Below are 20846 nucleotides of genomic sequence, written 5' to 3' on the forward strand. Positions count from 1 at the left end.
TGTTCGAGGGAGAGACCACTCTCACCTGGGGATGAATCCGAGGATGAACAGGTGGGATGAACAGCGCGCGATCCTGGGAATGCTCCCGATGTGGTCGAAAACACTCCCAGCCCGTTACCGGCACATGGTGGCGCTTCCACCAGGCATGAGGAGACACTGACTACGAATCGTCCCGGCGCGAGCCACGCGCCGCCGGCGTCCAAGGAGGCCATCCGTGCCGCATGTCCTGGTCCTGAACGCGTCGTACGAGCCGCTCGGCGTCGTACCGCTCCGCCGCGCGCTCATCCTCGTCCTCGAGAACAAGGCCGTGTGCCTTGAGGAGTCCGGCGCCTTCATGCACAGCGCGACCGTCACAGTCCCCGCACCCAGCGTGGTCCGGCTCAAGCGATTCGTCCGGGTTCCCTATCGGGGGCCCGTTCCTCTGACCCGCCGGGCGCTGTTCGCCCGTGACGGGGGCCGGTGCATGTACTGCGGTGGCGTCGCAACCAGCGTCGACCACGTCATCCCGCGCAGCCGCGGGGGCAAGCACGCCTGGGACAACGTGGTGGCGTCCTGCCGCCGCTGCAACCACACCAAGGCCGACCGCCATCTCGTCGAGATCGGCTGGCGGTTGCGCCACAAACCCGCCCCACCCACCGGCCTGGCCTGGCGCATCATCGGGACCGGCCACAGGGACCCGCGCTGGATGCCGTACTTGCAGCCGTACGGCGCGGACGACGCCCTGGCCCGGATCGAGGGCATTTCAGCCTGAGGATCCGGGCTTTTCTATTGCCGGACAGGGCCTCCGCGGCGCCGGACAGGCCTTGGCCGGCCCCCGGGGGCCCCGTGCCCCCGGGGCCGGCGGTCACGGGCCGGCGGTCACGGGCCGGCGGTCACGGGCCGGCGGTCACGGGCCGGCGGTCACGGGCCGGCGGTCACGGGCCGGCGGTCACGGGCCGGCGGTCACGGGCCGGCGGTCACGGGGTCATGCGTAGCGCAGCTCCGCCGGGTGCAGCGAGCGGCGCAGCAGCGGCAGTGACGTGGCCGCGGCCGGCAGACAGGCCGCGTACACGGCGAGCGGGACCAGGAGAGCCGCGTACGGCACGGACGGGGTGGTGTACTCCGTGGTGATCGTGGCGTACCAGACGCCGGTCGCCATACCGCCGGTGCCCGCCAGCGCGACCGCGGGGAGCAGCGGCAGCGCGGTCTCCAGAAGAAGCGCCCGGCCCAGTACCGCGCGCGGGACCCCGGCCGCGGTCAGCGCGGCCAGACCTCGGCGCCGGGTGGCCAGGGCCTCGGCGGTGCCGACGGCGAGAGCGGACAGGACGATCGCGAGGGCGACGAGGATCGCGGCGGCCGTCAGATCGAGCCCCGTCGCGTAGTAGCCGATTTCCATGCCGAGCCGGCCGTCACGACGCTGGCCGTGCAGATCGGCGAGCATCGCCTGCCGTACGCCCACGAAGCCCGCGGTCTGGGTTGCTCATGCTGAGTCGACCTCCGCGGTCAGGGTGGTGAGCCGGGCCGCCGTGGTGGTCATCCAGCGGAGGTCGGCGTCGAGGTGGTTGAGGGCGTAGTCGGCCGAGAGCACGGTCGCGAAGTCGGCCCCCGTGGCGGTCTTGACCGCCGTGAGCTCCCGCATCCGCTCCATGTGGGCGGCGCGCTGCTCCCGGAGGTAGGCGGCCGGGTCGCCGCCGGCCAGGATCGAGACGACGACCTTGGCGAAGATCTCGTTCGTCACGAAGGGCGCGGGCGGGGCGATGCACCCGGCCCAGTCGGCCAGTTCACGCGCTCCCTCCTCCGTGGAGTGGTACGTCGTCCGTTCCGGACCGCCGTCCGAGTCGGTGCCCTCGACCTCCGCGAGGCCGTCCCGGACCAGGCGTTGCAGGGTCGTGTAGACCTGCCCGTAGGCCAGCGGGCGGGCCTGGGGGAAACGTTCGTCGTGGCGTCGCTTGAGGTCGTAGCCATGGCTCGGCCCTCCGGCGAGCAGCCCCAGCAGGATGTGGCGGGTGCTCATGGCGAGCATTATGTACTGGATATATGTACTGAGTGAATAGTGAGGGAAGGGGAGCTTGGAAGATTGTGATGAGAGGCACGTTGTTCCCTCTGGTACGTCTGCCGCCGCGGCCACTGGGTAGAGCTGCGATGACCGATCGTCGCCCCCGACAAGGAGGCCCCCATGGCCGCATCGGCATACCTTCTGCTCCCCGCCCCCTCCAAACCCGAGGCGGAGCCGTCCGCCCCGACTGCCTCATCCGCCCTGACTGCCTCGTCGGAGGTTCACTTCTGCGTGTTCAGCGCGGAGGGAGCCTGCGCCGAGACCCCCCTCACCAGCGAACCGCCCCTGCCGGACGCCGAACCCCTCACCAGCGAGCCGCCGCTCGCCGACGCCGCCCCCCTGACCAGCGAGTCCGACGTGCACGCGGAGCCCTAGATGACAGCACCCCGGTCGGTCGAGCCGCCCACCGAGGACCTGTCCCGGCTCGCGGCGCTGCACGGCGTCGCGACCTCGTACAGCCCCTCCCCGGACCGCACGGTCGCGGCCTCGGCCGCCGCCGTCACCCGGGTCCTGGCCGCCCTCGACGTCGACGCGGGCACCCCCGCGGCCGTGCGGGGCGCACTCGCCGCCCGTGAACGGGAACTGCGCGAGCGGCTGCTGCCGCCGACGGTGGTGTGCTGGAGCGGCGGCACGTGCGCCGCCCTCGACGCCCTCCCGGCCGGCACTCGCCTGCGCATCGAGACCGAACAGGGCGAGACCCGCGCCGCCGCCGACCAACTCCCGCCCGGCGTCCACCGGGTGACCGCCACCGCGCCCGACGACCGCACCGCCCGCGCCCACCTGATCGTGGCCCCGCCCCGGCTGCCCGCGCCGCCGGGACGCTCGTACGGCCTCCTCGTGCAGCTCTACTCCCTGCTCTCCCGACACTCCTGGGGCATGGGCGACCTCGGCGACCTCGCCGAACTCACCGCCTGGGCCGGCCGCGCGCTCGGCGCCGGCTTCGTCCAGGTCAACCCCCTGCACGCGGCCGTGCCCGGCGCCCCCACCGACCCGTCCCCCTACCGCCCCTCCTCACGCCGCTTCCCCGACCCGGTGCATCTGCGGGTCGCGGACATTCCCGAGTACGCCCAGGTCACCGACCGCGAGCGGCTGCGCGGCCTGCTGGAGCGGGCGGAGCGGCTGCGCGCATCGGTGCTGGAGAAGGGCGCGTTGATCGACCGGGACGCCGTGTGGGAGCTCAAGCGGGAGGCACTGGAGCTGGTCCGGGAGGTGCCGCTCGGGCCGGGCCGGCGCGCCGCCTACGTCGACTACCTCGCCGAGCAGGGCGAGGCCCTGGAGGACCACGCCACCTGGTGCGCCCTCGCCGAGGTGCACGGCTCCGACTGGCACGGCTGGCCGGCCGGCCTGCGCGACCCCCGCTCGGCCGACACCGCCCGCGCCCGCGGCGAGTTGATGGACCGCGTCGACTTCCACACCTACCTCGCCTGGCTCACCGACACCCAGCTCACCGCCGCCCAGCGCGCGGCCCGCGAGGCGGGCATGCCGGTGGGCGTGGTCCACGACCTCGCGGTCGGGGTCCATCCCGAGGGCGCCGACACCTGGGCGCAGCAGGAGTACTTCGCGGCGGGCATGTCGGTGGGCGCGCCCCCGGACGCCTTCAACGCGCGCGGCCAGGACTGGGGCCTGCCGCCCTGGCGGCCCGACCGCCTGGCCGAGTCGGGCTACGAACCCTTCCGGTCCTTGCTGCGGGCCCTGTTCCGCTACGCCGGCGCCCTGCGCATCGACCACGTCATGGGCCTGTTCCGGCTGTGGTGGGTGCCGCTCGGCGAACCGCCCACCGAGGGCACGTACGTCCGCTACGACGCCGAGGCCATGCTCGCCGTACTGCTCCTGGAGGCCTCGCGCGCCGGGGCGGTGGTGATCGGCGAGGACCTGGGCACCGTGGAGCCCGGCGTGCGCGAAACACTGCGCGAGCGGGGCGTGCTCGGCACGTCGGTGCTGTGGTTCGAGCGCGACTGGGACGGCGACGGCCGCCCCCTGCCCCCCGACCACTGGCGCGCCGACTGCCTGGCCACCGCGACCACCCACGACCTCCCGCCCACCGCGTCCCGCCTCACCGGCGAACACGTCGAACTCCGCGACCACCTCGGCCTGTTGACCCGCCCCCTGGACGAAGAGCGGGCGGAGGCGTCGGCCGACACCGCGGAGTGGCTGGCCCTGCTCGCTCGCCTCGGCCTCCTGCAGGGCACCGGCGGCGGCATCGACCCGTCCTCGGAGGAGGCCGAGATCCAGGCCGTCCACCGCTACCTCCTGCACACCCCCGCCCGCATGGTGGGCATCTGGCTCCCCGACACCGTCGGCGACCGCCGCCCCCAGAACCTGCCGGGCACCTGGGACCAGTACCCGAACTGGCGGCTCCCGATCGCGGACACGGAGGGGCGGCCGGTGACGCTGGAGGAACTGGCGGGCTCGCCGCGGCTGCATGCGTTGCTGGACGTCTTCCGGCACACCTCGGGTGGCACTCCGTGAGCGCCGCCCGCCTCATACGGCACCCCGGACGCGCGTCCCTTCCGGCCGTTCGCTACGTTGGCCCTGTGAAGAAGAACGCCCTGCGCGCCGGCGCCCTGGCTGCCGGTACGACGCTGATGATGCTGCTCATGTCGTCCCCCGCGCTCGCGCTGACCCGCGACGACGGTGACGATCCCGGCACCGGCCTGAGCGTCATCGAGACGCTGGGTCTCTTCGTCGTGGCCCCCATCGTCCTGTTCGCGGTCATCGCGGGCCTGGTGATGGTCCTGGACAAGTCGCACGAGGCGCACCGGGTGACGACCCGCAACATCAAGACCAGGCCCAAGGCCGAGGTCGGCTCCAAGGCCTGACCGGGGCGGTTCACTCCGAGCCCGGACCGGGCTCGGACTGCTAGGACCCCTCGGTCCCGATGAGCAACTCTCGCAACAGGTCGGCCAATCGGCCGGCCTGTTCCTCGTCCAGGGCACCCTTCAGGGCGTCCGTCTGGACCGCGAGGCCCGCACCCACCGCCTCGTCGACGAGCGCCAACCCCTTCTCCGTCAGCGTCACCTGCAGGCCCCGGCGGTCGTGCGGGTCGGGGGAGCGGCGCAGCAGGCCCGCCCGCTCCAGTTTGTCGAGGCGGCCGGTCATGCCGCCGGTGGTGAGCATCAGCGTCCCGGAGAGCAGGCGGGGGGAGAGGGTGTACGGCTCTCCGGACCGGCGCAGGGTCGCCAGGACGTCGAACTCGCCGCGGGAGATCCCGAGGGACGCGTACGCCTTCTCCATGCGGTCGCCCATCGCGCGCGAGAGCCGGTAGATCCGGCCGAAGACCTCCATGGCGGCCGTTTCGAGATCGGGCCGCACGTCGGCCCACTGCTCGATGATCGCGTCGACGGCGTCCTTGCGCTCTGCACTCATGGGGCGAGTATCCGCCCGCTTCCGATCACCCGCAAGAAAGTAGCTTGACTGCAAGTAGCTTAGAGATAAGCTACTTTTCATCAAGCTACCTTCGGAGAAGGGTGCCGGTCATGAAACGGCCAGCGACCGTCCTGCTCACCGCCCTCGCGCCCGTCTCCTGGGGCACCACGTACGCCGTGACCACCGAGTTCCTGCCGGCCGACCGCCCTTTGTTCACCGGCCTCATGCGCGCCCTGCCCGCCGGCCTCGTCCTGCTGGCCCTGGCCCGGGTGCTGCCACGCGGCGCTTGGTGGGGGAAGGCGGCGGTGCTCGGGGCGCTGAACATCGGCGCCTTCTTCCCGCTGCTGTTCCTGTCGGCGTACCGGATGCCGGGCGGGATGGCGGCGGTCGTCGGCTCGATCGGGCCGCTGTTCGTCGTGGGTCTGTCGGCGCTGCTGCTGGGGCAGCGGCCGACGGCCCGCAGTGTGATCACCGGGTTCGTCGCCGCGTCCGGGGTGAGCCTGGTCGTCCTGAAGGCGGCCGGGGCGCTCGACACCGTGGGTGTGCTCGCGGCCCTCGCCTCGACCGCCTCGATGTCCGCCGGCACCGTCCTGACCAAGCGGTGGGGCCGCCCGGACGGCGTGGGCCCCCTCGCGCTCACCGCCTGGCAGCTGACCGCGGGCGGCCTGCTCATCGCCCCTCTCGCCCTCCTCGTCGAGGGCGCGCCGCCCGCGCTGGACGGCCGGGCGGTCGGCGGCTACCTCTACCTGGCGCTGGCGAACACGGCGGTCGCGTACTGGCTGTGGTTCCGCGGCATCGGCCGCCTCACCGCCACCCAGGTCACCTTCCTCGGCCCGCTCTCGCCGCTGACCGCCGCGGTGGTCGGCTGGGCGGCGCTCGGGCAGGCGCTCACGCCGGTGCAGCTGGGCGGCATGGCGCTGGCGTTCGGGGCGACGGTCGCGGGGCAGCTGCAACCGGTCCGTCAGCCCGTGGGCTGCGGCTCGCCGGGGGTGGACGGCGCAGCCCGGCGTCACGGGGTGCCGCCTGCGCCCACCCGTGGCGCCCCGGCGGCACGATTGCCCGCAGCTTGACGGGGGCCGGGCGGGGGTGGACGGCGCAGCCCGGCGTCGCGGGGTGCCGCCTGCGCCCACCCGTGCCGCCCCGGCGGCACGATTGCCCGCAGTTTGACGACCGGCGTGCGTGAGCGGGGGCGCCCGGTGGTGTGCCGGGCGCCCCCTGTTGCCGTACGTACGGCGGCCGCTACTCGGTGGCCGCCGCGTCCGCCGCCTGGGCCTTCAGCGCTCGCTCCACGCCCGCGCGGGACTCGGAGACGAGCCGGCGCAGGGAGGCGTTGGGCTCGGCCGAGGCCAGCCACTCGTCGGTCTTGCGCAGGGTCTCCTCGGAGACCTGGATCGTCGGGTAGAGGCCGACCGCGATCTGCTGGGCCATCTCGTGCGAGCGGGACTCCCAGATGTCCTTCAGGACCTCGAAGTACCTGTCCGTGTACGGGGCCAGGAGCTCGCGCTGCCCCGTCTGCACGAAGCCGCCGATGACGGCCTCCTGGACGGCGTTCGGCAGCTTGTCGGACTCGATGACCGACGCCCACGCCTCCGCCTTGGCCTCCGGCGTCGGGCGGGCGGCCCGGGCGGTGGCCGCGTGGCGTTCGCCGGCGGCCGTCTTGTCGCGCGCGTACTCGCCCGCGATCTCCGCCTCGTCGAAGCGGCCCACCGCGGCCAGCCGCTGCACCAGCGCCCAGCGCAGCTCCGTGTCGACGGCCAGGCCCTCGATCGTCTGCGTGCCCTCCAGCAGGGCGTCGAGCAGGTCCAGCTGCTCCGGCGTACGGGCCGCCGCCGCGAACGCGCGCGCCCACGCCAGCTGGTGGTCGCTGCCCGGCGCCGCCGCACGCAGGTGCGCGAGCGTGGCGTCCGTCCAGCGGGTCAGCAGGGCCTCGCGGGCGGTCGGGTCGGCGTACAGCTCGATCGCCAGCTTCACCTGGCGCTGCAGCGACTGCACCAGGCCGATGTCGGACTCCTTGCCGATGCCCGACAGGACCAGGGACAGGTAGTCGCGGGTCGCGAGCTCGGCGTCCCGGGTCATGTCCCACGCCGACGCCCAGCACAGGGCGCGCGGCAGGGACGACTCGAAGTCACCGAGGTGCTCGGTGACGAAGGCGAGGGACTGCTCGTCGAGGCGGACCTTCGCGTACGACAGGTCGTCGTCGTTCAGGAGAATCACCGCCGGTCGGCGCTTGCCCACCAGCTGCGGTACGGCGGTCAGTTCGCCGTCGACGTCCAGCTCGATGCGCTCGTCGCGCACCAGCTTGCCGCTCTCGTCGTCGAGGTCGTACAGGCCGACCGCGATGCGGTGCGGGCGCAGGGTCGGCTCGCCCTTCGCGCCGGCGGGCAGCGCGGGGGCCTCCTGGCGGATCGCGAAGGACGTGACGACACCGTTCGCGTCCGTCTCGATCTGCGGGCGCAGGATGTTGATGCCGGCGGTCTGGAGCCACTTCTCCGACCAGGTCCCCAGGTCACGGCCGGAGGTCTCCTCCAGCGCGCCGAGCAGGTCGGACAGGCGCGTGTTGCCGAACGCGTGCGCCTTGAAGTACGCCTGCACGCCCGCGAAGAACTCGTCCATGCCGACGTACGCGACGAGCTGCTTCAGTACGGAAGCACCCTTGGCGTACGTGATGCCGTCGAAGTTGACGAGGACGTCGTCCAGGTCGCGGATCTCGGCCATGATCGGGTGCGTGGACGGCAGCTGGTCCTGCCGGTACGCCCACGTCTTCATGGAGTTGGCGAAGGTGGTCCAGGAGTGCGGCCAGCGGCTGTCCGGCGCGTGCGCCTGGCAGGCGATGGAGGTGTACGTGGCGAACGACTCGTTCAGCCACAGGTCGTTCCACCACTCCATGGTGACCAGGTCGCCGAACCACATGTGGGCCAGCTCGTGCAGGATCGTCTCGGCCCGCGTCTCGTACGCGGCGTCCGTCACCTTCGACCGGAAGACGTACTGGTCGCGGATGGTGACCGCGCCCGCGTTCTCCATCGCGCCCGCGTTGAACTCGGGCACGAACAGCTGGTCGTACTTCTTGAACGGGTACTGGTAGTCGAACTTCTCCTGGAACCAGTCGAAGCCCTGCCGGGTCACCTCGAAGATGGCGTCCGAGTCGAGGTGCTCGGCGAGCGAGGGGCGGCAGTAGATGCCGAGCGGGACGGTCTGGCCGTCCTTCTCGTACACGCTGTGCACCGAGTGGTACGGGCCGACGATCAGCGCGGTGATGTACGTCGAGATGCGCGGCGTCGGCTCGAAGATCCAGAGGCTGTCCTTCGGCTCCGGGGTGGGCGAGTTGGAGATGACCGTCCAGCCCTCCGGCGCCCGCACGGTGAACTGGAAGGTGGCCTTGAGGTCGGGCTGCTCGAAGGACGCGAACACCCGGCGGGCGTCCGGCACCTCGAACTGGGTGTAGAGGTAGGCCTGGTTGTCGACGGGGTCGACGAACCGGTGCAGCCCCTCACCGGTGTTGGTGTACGCGCAGTCGGCCGCGACCCGCAGGACGTTGCGGCCGTCCAGCAGCCCGGGCAGCGCGATCCGGGAGTCCGCGAAGAGCTCGTCGGGGTCGAGGTGGTCGCCGTTGAGGGTGACCTCGTGGACGGTCGGGGCTACCAGGTCGATGAAGGACTCCGTGCCGCCCTCGGCGACATCGAAGCGCACCGTGGTCACGGACCTGTAGGTGCCGCCCTCCTGCGCGCCGGAGAGGTCGAGATCGATCTCGTACGAGTCAACGGTGAGCAGCTTCGCCCGCTGCTGCGCCTCTTCGCGAGTCAGGTTTGTGCCAGGCACGCGGTCATCTCCTCGTTATGTGTGGGTTGCGCCATCCTTCCACGGGCCTGCACGGAACGCGATGTCCGTATCCCGCCGGTGGGCAGGGCGGATGCGCGCGAGTGTGAGGACATGACGACGTACATCGCACGCCCTGTTCTTCCGACGGTCCTGAAGGAGCTGCGCTCTGCTGACGACTCGGGACGCGAGATGGTTCCCGTGATCGACGAGGAGGGCGGCGCCCCACTCCGCTGCTGCCTGCGCCGCAGCGAGCGGGGGGAGCGGATCGCGCTCGTCTCGTACGCCCCGCTGCGCCGCTGGGCGGCTGAGACGGGGGCCGATCCGGGGGCGTACGACGAGCAGGGCCCCGTCTTCGTCCACGCGGAGGAGTGCGCGGGACCGGACGGCGACGGCCTGCCGTTCACGAACGCGCACCGCACGGTGCGCCGGTACTCGGCCGAGGGGCACATCCTGGGCGGACGGCTCGTCGAGGACGCCGACGGGTTCGACGCGGCCTTCCGGGAGGCATTCGACGACCCGGCCGTGACACTGGTCCACGTCCGGGCCGTCGAGTACGGCTGTTTCCTCTACGAGGTACGCCGCCCCTGACCTTCGCCCGCCGGCCGGCGCGGAAGGCCGGGGGAGTGGCACGGAGCGGACGGGGAACCCGGTTCGGGTCAAGTCACCCATCTATGAACCGAGTTGGGGAGGAAAGTCCCTATGACGGGTAAAAGTGTCTTAGGAGCCGCCACAGCGCTCGTGCTCACCGTGGGACTGGCCGGCTGTTCCGACGGCGACGACAAGAAGGCGGGACAGTCGAAGGACGGGCGTGACAAGGCGTCCGAGTCCCAGACCGTGCGAGCCGCGTACCGCAGGACGGCCGAGGCCGACACCGCGAGGATGACCCTGACCACCAAGGCCGCCGCGGCCGGGGAGTCCGTGACGGCGCGCGGCGACGGTGTGATGGACCTGGAGGAGGGCGACAGCCGCATGACGCTGACCGCCCAGGGCCAGAAGATCGAGCAGCGGGTCCTCGACGGTGTCGTCTACCAGAAGGCGCCCGCCGAGCAGCGCAGCCAGCTCCGGCTGCCGCCCGACAAGACCTGGATGAAGATCGACCTGGCCCGGCTGGACAGCTCCGGCTCCGGCTCCGGCTCCAGCGGCGCGGACGGGCAGGTCAGCGACCCGGCCGAGTCGTTCGAGTACGCCAAGGGCGTGACCGACCGCGACGTCACCAAGGTCGGGACGGACACGATCGACGGGGCGCGCACCACGCACTACCGGGTCAAGGCCGACGTGGAAGCCCTGGCCGAGGGTGATCCGGCCAGGGCGAAGGCGCTGCGCGAGCAGCTGGGCACGTCGTCGCTCCCGCTCGACATGTGGCTCGACGACCAGGGCCGCCTGCGGCAGCAGACCGTCCGGCTCACCCTGCGCCCCGAGTCCGGGGACGCTCCGAAGCAGAGCCGGACGGTCACCAGCACCACCACGCTGAAGTTCAGCGATTTCGGTACCGAGGCCGACGTCGAGGCGCCGGCCGCCGAGGACACCGTGGACGTGACGGGCAAGGTCGCCCAGGCCACGAAGTCCCCGGGTACCGCCTGATCCACCTGGCCGATCAGGTGCCTGATCGGCTCGGGCTCGCTGTTTCCCGCACCGCCCGCCCGCCGGCGGAACTCCCGAGCCGGGCGCCGAGCCGGGCGCCGCTCAGCTGAGTTCCGCCGCCACCAGCTCCGCGATCTGGACCGCGTTCAGGGCCGCGCCCTTGCGCAGGTTGTCGTTGGAGATGAAGAGGGCGATGCCGTGCTCCACGGTCTCGTCGGTGCGGATGCGGCCGACGAAGGACGGGTCCTGGCCGGCGGCCTGGAGAGGGGTCGGAATGTCGGAAAGAGCGACCCCCGGGGCGCCGGCCAGCAGCTCCTTCGCGCGCTCCGCGCTCAGCGGACGCGCGAAACGGGCGTTGACCTGGAGCGAGTGGCCCGAGAAGACCGGGACGCGCACACAGGTGCCGGAGACCTTGAGGGCCGGGATCTCCAGGATCTTGCGGGACTCGTTACGGAGCTTCTGCTCCTCGTCGGTCTCGTTCAGGCCGTCGTCGACGATGGAGCCGGCCAGCGGGATCACGTTGAAGGCGATGGGCCGCTTGTAGACCTGCGGCTCGGGGAAGTCGACCGCCGAACCGTCGTGGGTCAGCTTGTCCGCGTCGGCGATGACTTTCTGCGCCTGGCCGTGCAGCTCGGCGACACCGGCCAGACCCGAGCCGGAGACCGCCTGGTAGGTGGCGACGACGAGCGCTTCGAGGCCGGCCTCCTCGTGGAGCGGCTTCAGTACGGGCATCGCGGCCATCGTGGTGCAGTTCGGGTTGGCGATGATCCCCTTGGGCCGGTCCACGATCGTGTGCGGGTTGACCTCGGCGACGACCAGCGGCACCTCGGGGTCCCTGCGCCAGGCCGAGGAGTTGTCGATCACGACCGCGCCCTGGGAGGCGACCTTCTCGGCGAGGGCCTTCGAGGTGGCGCCGCCCGCGGAGAACAGGACGATGTCGAGGCCGGAGTAGTCGGCCGTGGAGGCGTCCTCCACCGTCACACCGTCGACGACCGTCCCGGCCGAGCGGGCCGAGGCGAACAGACGCAGCTCGGTGACCGGGAAGTCCCGCTCGACCAGCATCCTGCGCATGACCGTGCCGACCTGACCGGTGGCTCCGACGATTCCGACCCTCACGGTGACTCCCTCTGTCTGTCTTTACATGCGTGTTGCCTGGCCGAGACGTTTCCATGATGCGGCCGACACGGGCCTACCTGTCCAATTCTTTGCTCACCATGCCCGAGGACTGGGACACACCAGGGCGGCCGACACCTGCGGAACTCCTGCCCACACCTCCCCTGAGCTGCAGGAATTCACCCTGCGGCCGTTCCGCGCCGCAAGCTGTGCGGCCTGCCGCGCTGGTGTGACGTACGCCTCCGAAGAACTTCCCACCCTTGAGCCGAACGTTTCCGCCCGCTGCGGCGTCGTAGAGGTGACGCGGTGAGGGGAGGGGTGTCTGTGCTGCGCAGAAAGGCCCGCCGCGGCCAGGAGGACGTGCTCGACGATCCGCTGGACGCGGCCCAGGAACGCCGGGTGCGAGCCGTGCTCGCCCTGGGCGGGGTACCGCAGGCGGACCTGCCGGACGGGGTGCAGCAGGTCCGCCTGCGGTTGCTGGAGCGCGCGGCGCGGGGGGACGAGGCGCCGCGCGACGTGTCGGCGTGGGCGGCGGTCGTCGCCTCCAACCTGGCGATGGACTGGCACCGGGCCAAGCGCCGCCAGGAGCGCGTCGGCGAACGCCTGGCCTCCCTGCGCCAGCTGGAGCACCCCTCCGGCGAGGACACCAGCGTGTTGTCCCTCGCCGTGGCCCAGGGTCTGGACGAACTGCCCGACGCCCAGCGCCAGGTCCTCGTCCTGCGGTTCTACGCCGACCTCCCGGTGCGCGGGATCGCCGAGGAGCTCGGTATCCCCGAGGGCACGGTGAAGAGCCGGCTGCACACGGCGGTACGGGCCCTGCGTGCCCGCCTGCACGAGGACGAGGTGGTGTGACATGACCGCCGAACACGACGGACGCGCCGAACACGACGGACGGGCCGAACACGCCGGCATGGACGCGCTGATGGCCGCCATCACCGACGAACCCCTGTCGGACGCCGCCCGCGCGGACGCCGCCTTCATGGCCGAACACCGTTCCGCCGAGGCCGACCTCGCGCTGCTGCGCGAGCAGTTGGGCATCATCGGGCGGACGCTCGCCGAACCCCCCGAGGCCGCCGCGGCTCCCGTACGCGCTCCCGTACGCCCGTCCCGCACCCGGCGCCGCGTGCTCAACCTCGCCTTCGGCGGCCTCGCGGTGGCCGCCGCCGCGGCCGTGCTGTCGGGCATGGCCTGGCTGCTGGCCCAGGCGGAGGGCGGCATGAGCGACCAGACGAGCAGCGACAGCGGTGCCGCCAAGGAGGAATCCAGCGCCGGCACCCTCTTCGGCAGCCCGCGCTACTTCGCCTGCTCCAGCCTGATCGCCGAGGGCAGGGCCACGTCCGTGCAGCAGATCCCCGGCACCGAGTCGGTCCGCCTCACCGTGGACGTGACGCGCTACTACAAGCCGGCGCAGCCCGCCGAGGGCGACGCGAAGGAGCTCACCTACGTGATCGACACGCACGTGATCCCCGGCCTCCGGGAGGGCGACCAGGTGCTGTGGGGCATCCCGGACGGCGAGCGGCAGCCCGACTACTGGCTGGTCGGCGAGAAGCAGATCGCCCAGGACCGGGCCCGGCTCACCGTCTCCGCCGCCCAGTCACGCGGGCTCACCTGCGATTGACGAAGGGCGGGCGCCCGTCGGTACTCCGACGAACGCCCGCCCCGACAGCCGTGACGACTACGGCGTGAGCCGCACCGACTACGGCGTGACCTTCTCGATCGTCACGTTGCCCACGCCCGCGACCGTGCCGCGCGCGTTGAGCAGCTGGACCTGGCCGAAGAACTCCCGGCCCTCCGGGGCGGCCGCGGCGGCGGTGACGCTGCCGGAGACCGTCGTGGAGGCACCCGTGGCGAGCTTCACCGGCGTCGAGTCGTCGACGGTGACGCTGCCGAGGGCGGCGGAGAAGAACACGTCCTGGTAGTCGTACGCGGTGGAACCGGCCGGGACCGCGTAACCGATGACCTCGATGGTGTACGTGCCGGCAGCCGGGTCGGCCACGGACACGGACTCCTCCGAGTCGCCGTCGGCGGAGCTGCCGACTTCCTCGCCCGCCGCGTCGTAGACGACGAGGTCGAGGTCGGCGGCCGGGTCGGAGACGTTGCCGATGGTGACGTCCAGGGACTCGGCGCCCTCGGGCACCGCGACCGTGGTGGTCTGGGTCTCGTCCTCCGCGATGGTCGGACGGGCCGTCTTGGCCGAGCCGAGCGGGCCGCCGGCCAGCTTGCCGTCGATCGCGGCGAAGTTGTTCGTCACCTTCCAGGAGGCGGTGGCCGGGGTGCCGACCTTGGCCTCGGGCACGGTCACGGTCTCCGGGTCGAAGGCCGCGCCGAGGACGGCGACGTCCAGCTTGTACGGGTTGTCGAGCAGCGGCGACGTACGGCGCGACTCGACCTCGATCTCCCAGACACCCGGCACCGGGTCGGCGTACGAACGCACGTCGGGCCTGCAGCCGTTGCCGTCGAGGTAGTTGTTGTAGCAGTTCGGGGTGCTGGTGGTGTCGACCGGAACGCCGTACGGGTGGATGGCGATGAACCGGGTCTGGCTCTTGCCCTTCAGCCCCCCGATGGCGACCTCGAGGGACTTGGCGCCCTCGGGGACGGTGACGAAGTACGACCGGGTGCTGTTGCGCTGGACCGTGTTCGACGCCGAGTAGGTGTAGGCGAGCGGCGCGGAGACCACGGCCGTCGTCATGACCTGCTTGTCGATGCCCTCGGTCCTCGGGTCGTCGACCTCGAGGATCGCGCTCTTGAGACCCGCGGACTTCGGCGCGGCCTGGACCTTGACGGTCACCGGCTGGTTCAGCGGCAGGTTCACCTCGTCGGAGCCGACGATCCTGAAGGTGCTCGCCGCGTTGTTCTCGAAGTGCAGCTCGTGGCGGATCGCCTTGTCGGCGCCGGACGTACGGGTGATCGTGACGTCGTACGTCTTCTTCTGACCGGCCTTGAGGCCGCCCTCACGGTCGTACAGACCCGTGCCGAAGCCCGGGGTCTTCAGGAACTGGTCGATCGCGGTGTCGACCGGGGCCTTCACCGTGTAGGCGTGCGCGGTGGCGCCGTCCAGGATCGAGTCCCAGGCGTCCTCGATGTTGATGAGGCCGGCCCCCTCCTCGTACGCCTGCACACCACTGATGTGGTCGGCGGTCGAGGTGAGCGCGGTGCGCAGGGTGGCGGGGGCGAGGGAGATCTTCTTCGCCTTGGCGGCGCTCAGCAGCAGCGCGGACGCGCCCGCGGCCTGCGGGGACGCCATCGAGGTGCCCTGGAGCATGCCGTAGCCGGCCGGCAGGGTGTAGCCCGCCTCGGCGACCGGGGCGCCCGGCAGCCAGGTCTGGATGGTGTTGATCGCGGCACCCGGGGCGACCAGGGTGGGCGTGAACCCGCCGTCCTCACGCGGACCGCGCGAGGAGAACGGCATCATCGCGTACGACTTCTCCACCACCGAGCCGTAGTTGGCGGCCCAGGTCTGCTTGGAGATGGAAGCGCCGACCGAGATGACCTTGTCGGCCAGGCCGGGGTCGCCGATCGTGTTGGCACCGGGGCCGGAGTTGCCGGCCGAGATCACCAGCTGGACGCCGTAGGTGTCGATGAGGCGCGTGTACAGCTCGGCGCGCGCGTTGTTGCCGTCGTTCAGCGCCGGCAGACCGCCGATCGACATGTTGACGATGTCGACACCGCGGTTGACGACCAGGTCGATCATGCCTTCGGTGAGCGCGACGTTCGTGCAGCTCGGGCCGAACACGCAGGCACGCGAGGAGACGAGCTTCGCGCCCGGCGCGGCACCGTTCATCTCGCCGCCGAACAGGCTGTTCGCGGCGGTGATACCGGCCACGTGGGTGCCGTGCTCGCTGGAGATCATGCCCATGTTGACGTAGTCGGCCTTGGCGCCGGCGGCGTTGTAGACGACGTCCTTGCGGATCTCGACGACGAACGGGATGCGCTCGGCGACCTCGGTCGCCGGGTTGTCCGTGCCGAAGTAGCCGATCTGGTAGCCGTCCTTGTACGGCTTCATCGGCTCTTCGTCACCGAAGTCGTGGTCGTCGTCGAGGTCGACGCGCACCGTGCCGGCCGCGGCGTCGTACAGCACGCCCCAGGCGTCGGTGGTGTCGCCGTCGCGGTTGACGTCGCCCAGCTGGTCGCCGCCCGCGGTCACGGACTCGTAGAAGTAGTTGAACTTGTACGACCCGGCCGGGGCCGTGAACGCCTCGGCGGCGCCGCCGGCGGGGGTCGCGGAGAACGCCGGGCCGGCCACCGAGGTGAGCATGCGGCGCCAGGAGAGGTCGCCGTCGGAGACCGGGTCGGTCGACGTCACCCAGTCGACGATCTTCCGCTCGCCGGTGGTGGTCTTCTTGAGCGCCGGGTGGGCGAGGTCCACACCCGAGTCGAGGATGCCGATGGTGACGCCGCGGCCGTCCGCCTTCGGGTGGTCCTCCACGAAGTCGACGGCGCCCGTCTCGAAGGACGGGTTGTACGGGTTCTCGGCGGGGGTCTTCTTGGTCGGCGCGGAGTAGGCGGCCGTGCCGCCCGTGCCCGCGGCGCCCTTCGCGGCGTCCGCGGCCGGCGTCGGGTCGTCGAGCGGGATGTCCTGCCGCAGGTCGATGCCGTGCACGGAGGTCAGCTTGGCGGCGGCGGCGATGGCCGAGTCCGCCTTGCCGGTCGGGACCGTCGCGCGGACGTAGCCGAGCTTGTCGTAGGTACGGCCGACCAGGCCGCCCTGGACCGCGTCCAGCTGCTCGGCGACCTTCTCGGTCTGCCCGGGAGCGGTCGCGACCATCATCGTAACGGTCTTGTCGCCGGCGGCCTTGGCCTCGGCGAGGAGGTCGGCGTCGTCGGAGCCGAGCTTGTCGTGGGCGGACTTCACGCCCGGGTCGGCCGCGACGGGCGCCTCGGCGTCGGCGAGGGCCATGGGTATCGGCCCCGCCGCGGAGAGCGCGGCCACCAGACCGGCGGCCACGGCAATCCGGGCCACGCGTCTCGCGCCGGTTATCGGTTCACGCTGGGGGGTGAGGGTCATCGGCATCCCTTGTAGGTAAAGGAACGAGCGGGTGGCGGCCGGGACCGATCGGTCCTGGTCGCGGTGGGCCCGGAATGCGATCCCGGACGATCGCACAGCTTTACGCATGGGAAGGATGTTTAGGGAGAGTTGACCGAATCGATATGGGCGGATGGGGAAAACCCCCGATGCCCTTTGGGGAGATGAGCCGCAAACAGGGCAAGTCGCCCAGGGGTGCACTTCAGGGCGCAAGGGGTCGCCGACCCGGGTTAACGTCCTTCGATGCGACGGAAGTTGAGGGTGGCGGCCTACGCCCTGTGCGTCCGGGACGGACAACTCCTGCTCTCCCGCTCCCCGGCACCGGACGGCGGTCCGCCCGAGTGGGTGCTGCCCGGCGGCGGCATGGAGCACGGCGAGGATCCGCACGACACCGTCCTGCGGGAGGTGACCGAGGAGACCGGGTACCGCATCGAGGTCACCGGCCTGCTCGGCGTGCACTCGTCCCGCCGTACCCTCCCGCTCCGTTTCGGCCGGACCGTCGACCACCACGGCGTGCGACTCCTCTACGAGGCCCGGGTCACCGGCGGCGAGCTGCGCTACGAGATCGGCGGCTCCACGGACATGGCGGCCTGGCACCACCTCGACGCCGTACCGGAACTCAACCGGGTGGGGCTGGTCGACATCGGGCTGCGGCTGTGGCGGGAGCGGCCGGGAACTCCTCCCCTACCCGGAAAGATGAACACGGAGTAACCGCTTCCGGGCCACCTGAGGAGCGCTCGCGGACGCGCAGGGTAGTCCAAGATCCACGTACGGTGATCGGCGTTGCGCGTTGCCGCCTCGTTCACGCGCAGGTCATCCCTGGTGCCAACGATCCAGTGAGAGCGGGAAGTTCGCGGCAGTCACGGCCGGCGATCGCCCGCGACCACTGCCGACGCAGTTCGCACTCGGGGAGATCGCGCCATGTCGCGCACACGCTCTGTCGCCAGCTCCGCGCTGGGGGTCAACCGCCGTTCCGTCCTCGCCGCCACCGCGGCCGTGTCCGTCTCCGCGGGCGTCGGCTACGCCCTGCGGCCCACCGACAGCCGGGCCGCCACCTCCGCCTCGGGCGCCGAAGCCGCCGGGGCACCCGTGGCCCAGTCCCGCACCGCGCCGGCCGCGCCCCTGGCGCCGTACACCCGTGGCACCACCCTCGCCACCGTCGCGGCCCCGCGGACGAACTCCGGCTTCCGGCGCCTCGGCAACGGTCCCGGCTGGCGGCGCGGGGTCCGCAACGAGCTCGCCGCCGCCAAGACCGGCCGGGCCGGACGCCGGACCACGCTCGCCGCGTTCGTGCAGCTCACCGATCTGCACCTGATCGACGCCCAGCACCCGATGCGCCTGGAGTACATGCGCGCCACGGACGTCCACGCCTGGCGGCCGCACGAGGCACTGACCGTGCACGGCGCGGTCTCCCTCGTCGAGCGGGTGAACGCGCTGCGGGGCGCCCCCGTCACCGGCGCCCCGCTGCACTTCGCGATGACGACCGGCGACAACACGGACAACAACGCGAGGACCGAGCTGGAGTGGTTCCTGACCGTCATGAGCGGCGGCCGGATCACCCCCAACTCCGGTGACCCGCGCCGCTACGAGGGCGTCCAGAACAGCGGCCTCAAGCAGTACTGGCAGCCCGACACGGCCCTGCGCGACACCGACAAGCAGTACGGCTTCCCGCAGCTGGAGGGCTTCCTGGCCGCCGCCGTACGGGAGCTGAACAGCCCCGGCCTCAACCTGCCCTGGTACTCCACCGTCGGCAACCACGACTCCCTGCCGCTCGGCTGCTACGGCCTGGGCGACTCCTGGCTCGCCGAGTACGCCATCGGCGGCAAGAAGCTGATGAGCCTGTCCGCGTCCGAGGCGAAGAAGCTCCAGGACTCCATCAAGAACGGCAAGGACCCCATGGGGACCGCGTTCCGCGACCTCCTCAAGGCGCACGTCCGTGACATGCGCTCGGTCACGCCGGACGAGAAGCGCGCCCCGTACACCGCCGCCGACTACCTCAAGGCCCACCTCGACCCGGCCTACCGCGGTGTGGGCCCCGTCGGCCACGGCTACTCCTCCGCCAACGTCGACGCCGGCACCCAGTACTACAGCTTCCGCATCGCCGACGACGTCATCGGCATCAGCCTCGACACCACCGACCCCGGCGGCCACTACAACGGCTCCCTCGGGACGGCCCAGTTGAAGTGGCTGGACAAGACCCTGCGCGACAACAAGGACTCGTACGCGGTCGTCTTCAGCCACCACACCAGCACGTCGATGACCAACACCCGCCCCGACCCGGCCCGTCCGGGCGAGAAGCGGCACAACGGCCAGGAGGTCGTCGCCCTCCTCGGCAGCCACGCCAACGTCCTGGCCTGGGTGAACGGCCACATCCACCGCAACGCCATCACCCCGCACTCCGCCCCCGGCGGCCGCTCCTTCTGGGAGATCTCCACCGCCTCCCACGTCGACTATCCCCAGCTCGCCCGCGTCATCGAGCTGGCGGACAACAAGGACGGCACCGTCTCGATCTTCACCACCTGCATCGAGTCCTCGGCCCCCCACCGCACCGACTTCAGCGACCTCTCCCAGACCGGCCTGGCCGCCCTCTACCGCGAGCTCTCCTACAACGCGCCGGGCGCCCGCACGGACCTGGCCGGTGAGGTCAGGGACCGGAACACGGAACTGCTGCTGAAGAAGGGCTGAAACCGGCCCGAGGCGGTGGCGGAGTACTGCGGCACGTAATGAGGAGGGGCCGCCGGTCGTCACCCGGCGGCCCCTCCTCTCCCCTCCTGGTCCCGCCCCGGTCCGTCACTACCGGGGAAGCACCACGACATACGCGGCCGGCTCGCGGTCGCCGGACGCCATGAGTGCCGTGCGGACCACTGCCGCCTGCTGCTCCAGCGCGTCCCTCAGCTTCTTCGGGGTGATGTGGACGACCGTGATGCCGAGGCGCTCCAGGTGCTCGCGCTTGCGGGCGTACTCGGACCAGAGGGCGTCGTCGTCCTGTCGATGGCCTTGGCGGGGGGCGCGGGTGTCGAGTTCCACCGCGACCGCCTGCTCGGGCCAGTACGCGTCGAGGCCGCCGAGGTGCGGGCCGCCGGGGAGGCGCAGGTCCACGTTCCAGACCGGGTCGGGGAGGCCGTACTCACTCACCATCGTGTACAGGCGGTCCTCCGCGATCGCCCGGCCCTCGGCCAGCAGGGAGTCCACCGCGTCGACCACGTGCGGGCGGCTCAGCAGCTTGGCGTTGTTCAACTCCCGTACCACCGCGGCCGGTTCGCAGTGTCCGGCGCGTACCGCCTCGGTCAGCAGCCGGCGTACGGCGCCCCCGTCCGTCAGTTCGGTCACCGCGTCGGCGAGGGCGCGCGGGACGGGGGCGACCGGGACGCCGGTGACCTGCTGCGGGGTGGGCGGGGAAGCCGTACGGACGATGCGGGCGCAGCCCGTCGAGCGGAGCCGGCGCAGGCGGGGGACCAGGACGTCGATGCGGTCCAGGGCCGTCAGCGGGGGTGTGGCGGAGAAGCCGTGCAGGGTGAGGGCCGCCAGGCCCGTGATCATCGCCTCCGCGTACATGGGGCGGTGCGGTTCCTCCGCGCCCGGCTGGGCCGGGACGCCTGCCGTCCGCTCCTTCGCCGCGTACATCAGCACCGCGTGCAGCCGCTCCTCGCTGGTCGGCGGGCCGGGGTGGAGCAGGAAGACGCCGGGGAGCAGTTGTTGCCAGGGGCCGCCGGGGCGGCACTGCTCGTTGGTCTCGGCCGGGGTGACGCCGTGCGAGCGGAGGACCGCGGCCGTCACGACGCGGCGGTGTACCTCGGCGAGGTGGTGCAGGGGGCGGGGGGAGAGCGGCGGGACCGGGGTGTTGTGGTTCATGGCGTGGAGATTGCCGCGGTCCACCGGCCTTCTAACCGCTGTTACACGCTCGTCGACAAA

General features: G+C 71.8%; 17 protein-coding genes and 1 pseudogene. 11 read left to right on the forward strand and 7 right to left on the reverse strand.

The features are described from left to right. The first annotated feature begins 214 nt into the window (after window positions 1–214). On the forward strand, window positions 215–751 hold the full coding sequence (locus OG252_RS32445; RefSeq protein ID WP_266439462.1) for an HNH endonuclease: 537 nt from the start codon (window positions 215–217) through the stop codon (window positions 749–751). Between the two features lie 213 nt (window positions 752–964). Here the strand turns inward: OG252_RS32445 and OG252_RS32450 are convergent. Both OG252_RS32450 and OG252_RS32455 read right to left on the reverse strand, forming a co-directional pair. After that, window positions 965–1447 (reverse strand): annotated as a pseudogene (locus OG252_RS32450) (ABC transporter permease); the annotation flags it as partial. Window positions 1448–1459: 12 nt separating this feature from the next. Next, window positions 1460–1993 carry a PadR family transcriptional regulator gene (locus tag OG252_RS32455; protein WP_329340526.1) on the reverse strand — a complete coding sequence of 178 codons (534 nt, stop codon included), beginning with the start codon at window positions 1991–1993 and terminating at the stop codon, window positions 1460–1462. A gap of 162 nt (window positions 1994–2155) precedes the next feature. On the opposite strand from OG252_RS32455, the gene OG252_RS32460 reads away from it, so the two are divergent. The 3 genes from OG252_RS32460 (at window position 2156) to OG252_RS32470 (ending at window position 4854) form a co-directional block, all read left to right on the forward strand. Beyond that, a complete protein-coding gene (locus OG252_RS32460; RefSeq protein ID WP_329340528.1) occupies window positions 2156–2410 on the forward strand; it encodes a hypothetical protein in 255 nt (84 codons plus the stop codon). Then, on the forward strand, window positions 2411–4504 hold the full coding sequence (malQ, locus tag OG252_RS32465) for a 4-alpha-glucanotransferase (protein ID WP_329340530.1): 2094 nt from the start codon (window positions 2411–2413) through the stop codon (window positions 4502–4504). It abuts the gene before it with no gap. A gap of 116 nt (window positions 4505–4620) precedes the next feature. Next, complete coding sequence (locus tag OG252_RS32470; protein ID WP_329345232.1) at window positions 4621–4854, forward strand: hypothetical protein; 234 nt, start codon at window positions 4621–4623, stop codon at window positions 4852–4854. 40 nt (window positions 4855–4894) lie between these two features. Here OG252_RS32470 and OG252_RS32475 read toward each other — a convergent pair whose 3' ends face one another. Continuing rightward, window positions 4895–5401, reverse strand: a complete 507-nt coding sequence (locus OG252_RS32475; RefSeq protein ID WP_329340532.1) for a MarR family winged helix-turn-helix transcriptional regulator — start codon at window positions 5399–5401, stop codon at window positions 4895–4897. Window positions 5402–5511: 110 nt separating this feature from the next. On the opposite strand from OG252_RS32475, the gene OG252_RS32480 reads away from it, so the two are divergent. Beyond that, window positions 5512–6471, forward strand: coding sequence for an EamA family transporter (locus tag OG252_RS32480; RefSeq protein ID WP_329340534.1), 960 nt, complete (start codon window positions 5512–5514; stop codon window positions 6469–6471). 169 nt (window positions 6472–6640) lie between these two features. Here OG252_RS32480 and pepN read toward each other — a convergent pair whose 3' ends face one another. Then, entirely contained in the window at window positions 6641–9217 is a 2577-nt protein-coding gene (pepN, locus tag OG252_RS32485) for an aminopeptidase N (protein WP_329340537.1), read from the reverse strand. Between the two features lie 111 nt (window positions 9218–9328). On the opposite strand from pepN, the gene OG252_RS32490 reads away from it, so the two are divergent. Both OG252_RS32490 and OG252_RS32495 read left to right on the forward strand, forming a co-directional pair. Next, window positions 9329–9805, forward strand: coding sequence for a DUF1203 domain-containing protein (locus OG252_RS32490; RefSeq protein WP_266439472.1), 477 nt, complete (start codon window positions 9329–9331; stop codon window positions 9803–9805). 150 nt (window positions 9806–9955) lie between these two features. Further along, window positions 9956–10798 carry a hypothetical protein gene (locus OG252_RS32495; protein WP_329340539.1) on the forward strand — a complete coding sequence of 281 codons (843 nt, stop codon included), beginning with the start codon at window positions 9956–9958 and terminating at the stop codon, window positions 10796–10798. 102 nt (window positions 10799–10900) lie between these two features. On the opposite strand, the gene OG252_RS32500 is transcribed toward OG252_RS32495, so the two are convergent. Further along, window positions 10901–11914, reverse strand: coding sequence for an aspartate-semialdehyde dehydrogenase (locus OG252_RS32500; RefSeq protein WP_266439474.1), 1014 nt, complete (start codon window positions 11912–11914; stop codon window positions 10901–10903). Between the two features lie 315 nt (window positions 11915–12229). Between OG252_RS32500 and OG252_RS32505 the strand changes: the two genes are divergently transcribed. Together OG252_RS32505 and OG252_RS32510 are read left to right on the forward strand one after the other, a co-directional pair. After that, window positions 12230–12763, forward strand: a complete 534-nt coding sequence (locus tag OG252_RS32505; protein WP_266439476.1) for an RNA polymerase sigma factor — start codon at window positions 12230–12232, stop codon at window positions 12761–12763. Between the two features lies 1 nt (window position 12764). Next, a complete protein-coding gene (locus OG252_RS32510) occupies window positions 12765–13529 on the forward strand; it encodes a hypothetical protein (RefSeq protein WP_266439478.1) in 765 nt (254 codons plus the stop codon). Between the two features lie 78 nt (window positions 13530–13607). Here the strand turns inward: OG252_RS32510 and OG252_RS32515 are convergent, their stop codons facing one another. Beyond that, window positions 13608–16916 (reverse strand): S8 family serine peptidase, encoded by a 3309-nt coding sequence (locus OG252_RS32515; protein ID WP_329340542.1) that lies wholly within the window; start codon window positions 16914–16916, stop codon window positions 13608–13610. 261 nt (window positions 16917–17177) lie between these two features. Here OG252_RS32515 and OG252_RS32520 point away from each other — a divergent pair, with 261 nt between their 5' ends. Both OG252_RS32520 and OG252_RS32525 read left to right on the forward strand, forming a co-directional pair. Further along, window positions 17178–17645 (forward strand): NUDIX hydrolase, encoded by a 468-nt coding sequence (locus OG252_RS32520; RefSeq protein ID WP_266439482.1) that lies wholly within the window; start codon window positions 17178–17180, stop codon window positions 17643–17645. Window positions 17646–17855: 210 nt separating this feature from the next. Next, window positions 17856–19619: a TIGR03767 family metallophosphoesterase gene (locus OG252_RS32525; RefSeq protein WP_266439483.1), complete on the forward strand. Its 1764-nt coding sequence runs from the start codon at window positions 17856–17858 to the stop codon at window positions 19617–19619. 108 nt (window positions 19620–19727) lie between these two features. Here OG252_RS32525 and OG252_RS32530 read toward each other — a convergent pair whose 3' ends face one another. Then, entirely contained in the window at window positions 19728–20786 is a 1059-nt protein-coding gene (locus OG252_RS32530; protein ID WP_329340544.1) for a hypothetical protein, read from the reverse strand. Between the last annotated feature and the right edge of the window lie 60 nt (window positions 20787–20846).

This window comes from Streptomyces sp. NBC_01352, from assembly GCF_036237295.1.
GTDB classification, from domain to species: Bacteria; Actinomycetota; Actinomycetes; order Streptomycetales; family Streptomycetaceae; genus Streptomyces; species Streptomyces plumbiresistens.

What these genes read in the sequence shown, in the direction of transcription:
- OG252_RS32475 (WP_329340532.1), bottom strand. Translation starts at nt 5,401, where the DNA reads ATGAGTGCAGAGCGCAAGGACGCCGTCGACGCGATCATCGAGCAGTGG.
- OG252_RS32470 (WP_329345232.1), top strand. Translation starts at nt 4,621, where the DNA reads ATGATGCTGCTCATGTCGTCCCCCGCGCTCGCGCTGACCCGCGACGAC.
- malQ (WP_329340530.1), top strand. Translation starts at nt 2,411, where the DNA reads ATGACAGCACCCCGGTCGGTCGAGCCGCCCACCGAGGACCTGTCCCGG.
- OG252_RS32525 (WP_266439483.1), top strand. Translation starts at nt 17,856, where the DNA reads ATGTCGCGCACACGCTCTGTCGCCAGCTCCGCGCTGGGGGTCAACCGC.
- OG252_RS32455 (WP_329340526.1), bottom strand. Translation starts at nt 1,993, where the DNA reads ATGAGCACCCGCCACATCCTGCTGGGGCTGCTCGCCGGAGGGCCGAGC.
- OG252_RS32530 (WP_329340544.1), bottom strand. Translation starts at nt 20,786, where the DNA reads ATGAACCACAACACCCCGGTCCCGCCGCTCTCCCCCCGCCCCCTGCAC.
- OG252_RS32510 (WP_266439478.1), top strand. Translation starts at nt 12,765, where the DNA reads ATGACCGCCGAACACGACGGACGCGCCGAACACGACGGACGGGCCGAA.
- OG252_RS32460 (WP_329340528.1), top strand. Translation starts at nt 2,156, where the DNA reads ATGGCCGCATCGGCATACCTTCTGCTCCCCGCCCCCTCCAAACCCGAG.
- OG252_RS32520 (WP_266439482.1), top strand. Translation starts at nt 17,178, where the DNA reads ATGCGACGGAAGTTGAGGGTGGCGGCCTACGCCCTGTGCGTCCGGGAC.
- OG252_RS32480 (WP_329340534.1), top strand. Translation starts at nt 5,512, where the DNA reads ATGAAACGGCCAGCGACCGTCCTGCTCACCGCCCTCGCGCCCGTCTCC.
- OG252_RS32490 (WP_266439472.1), top strand. Translation starts at nt 9,329, where the DNA reads ATGACGACGTACATCGCACGCCCTGTTCTTCCGACGGTCCTGAAGGAG.
- OG252_RS32515 (WP_329340542.1), bottom strand. Translation starts at nt 16,916, where the DNA reads ATGACCCTCACCCCCCAGCGTGAACCGATAACCGGCGCGAGACGCGTG.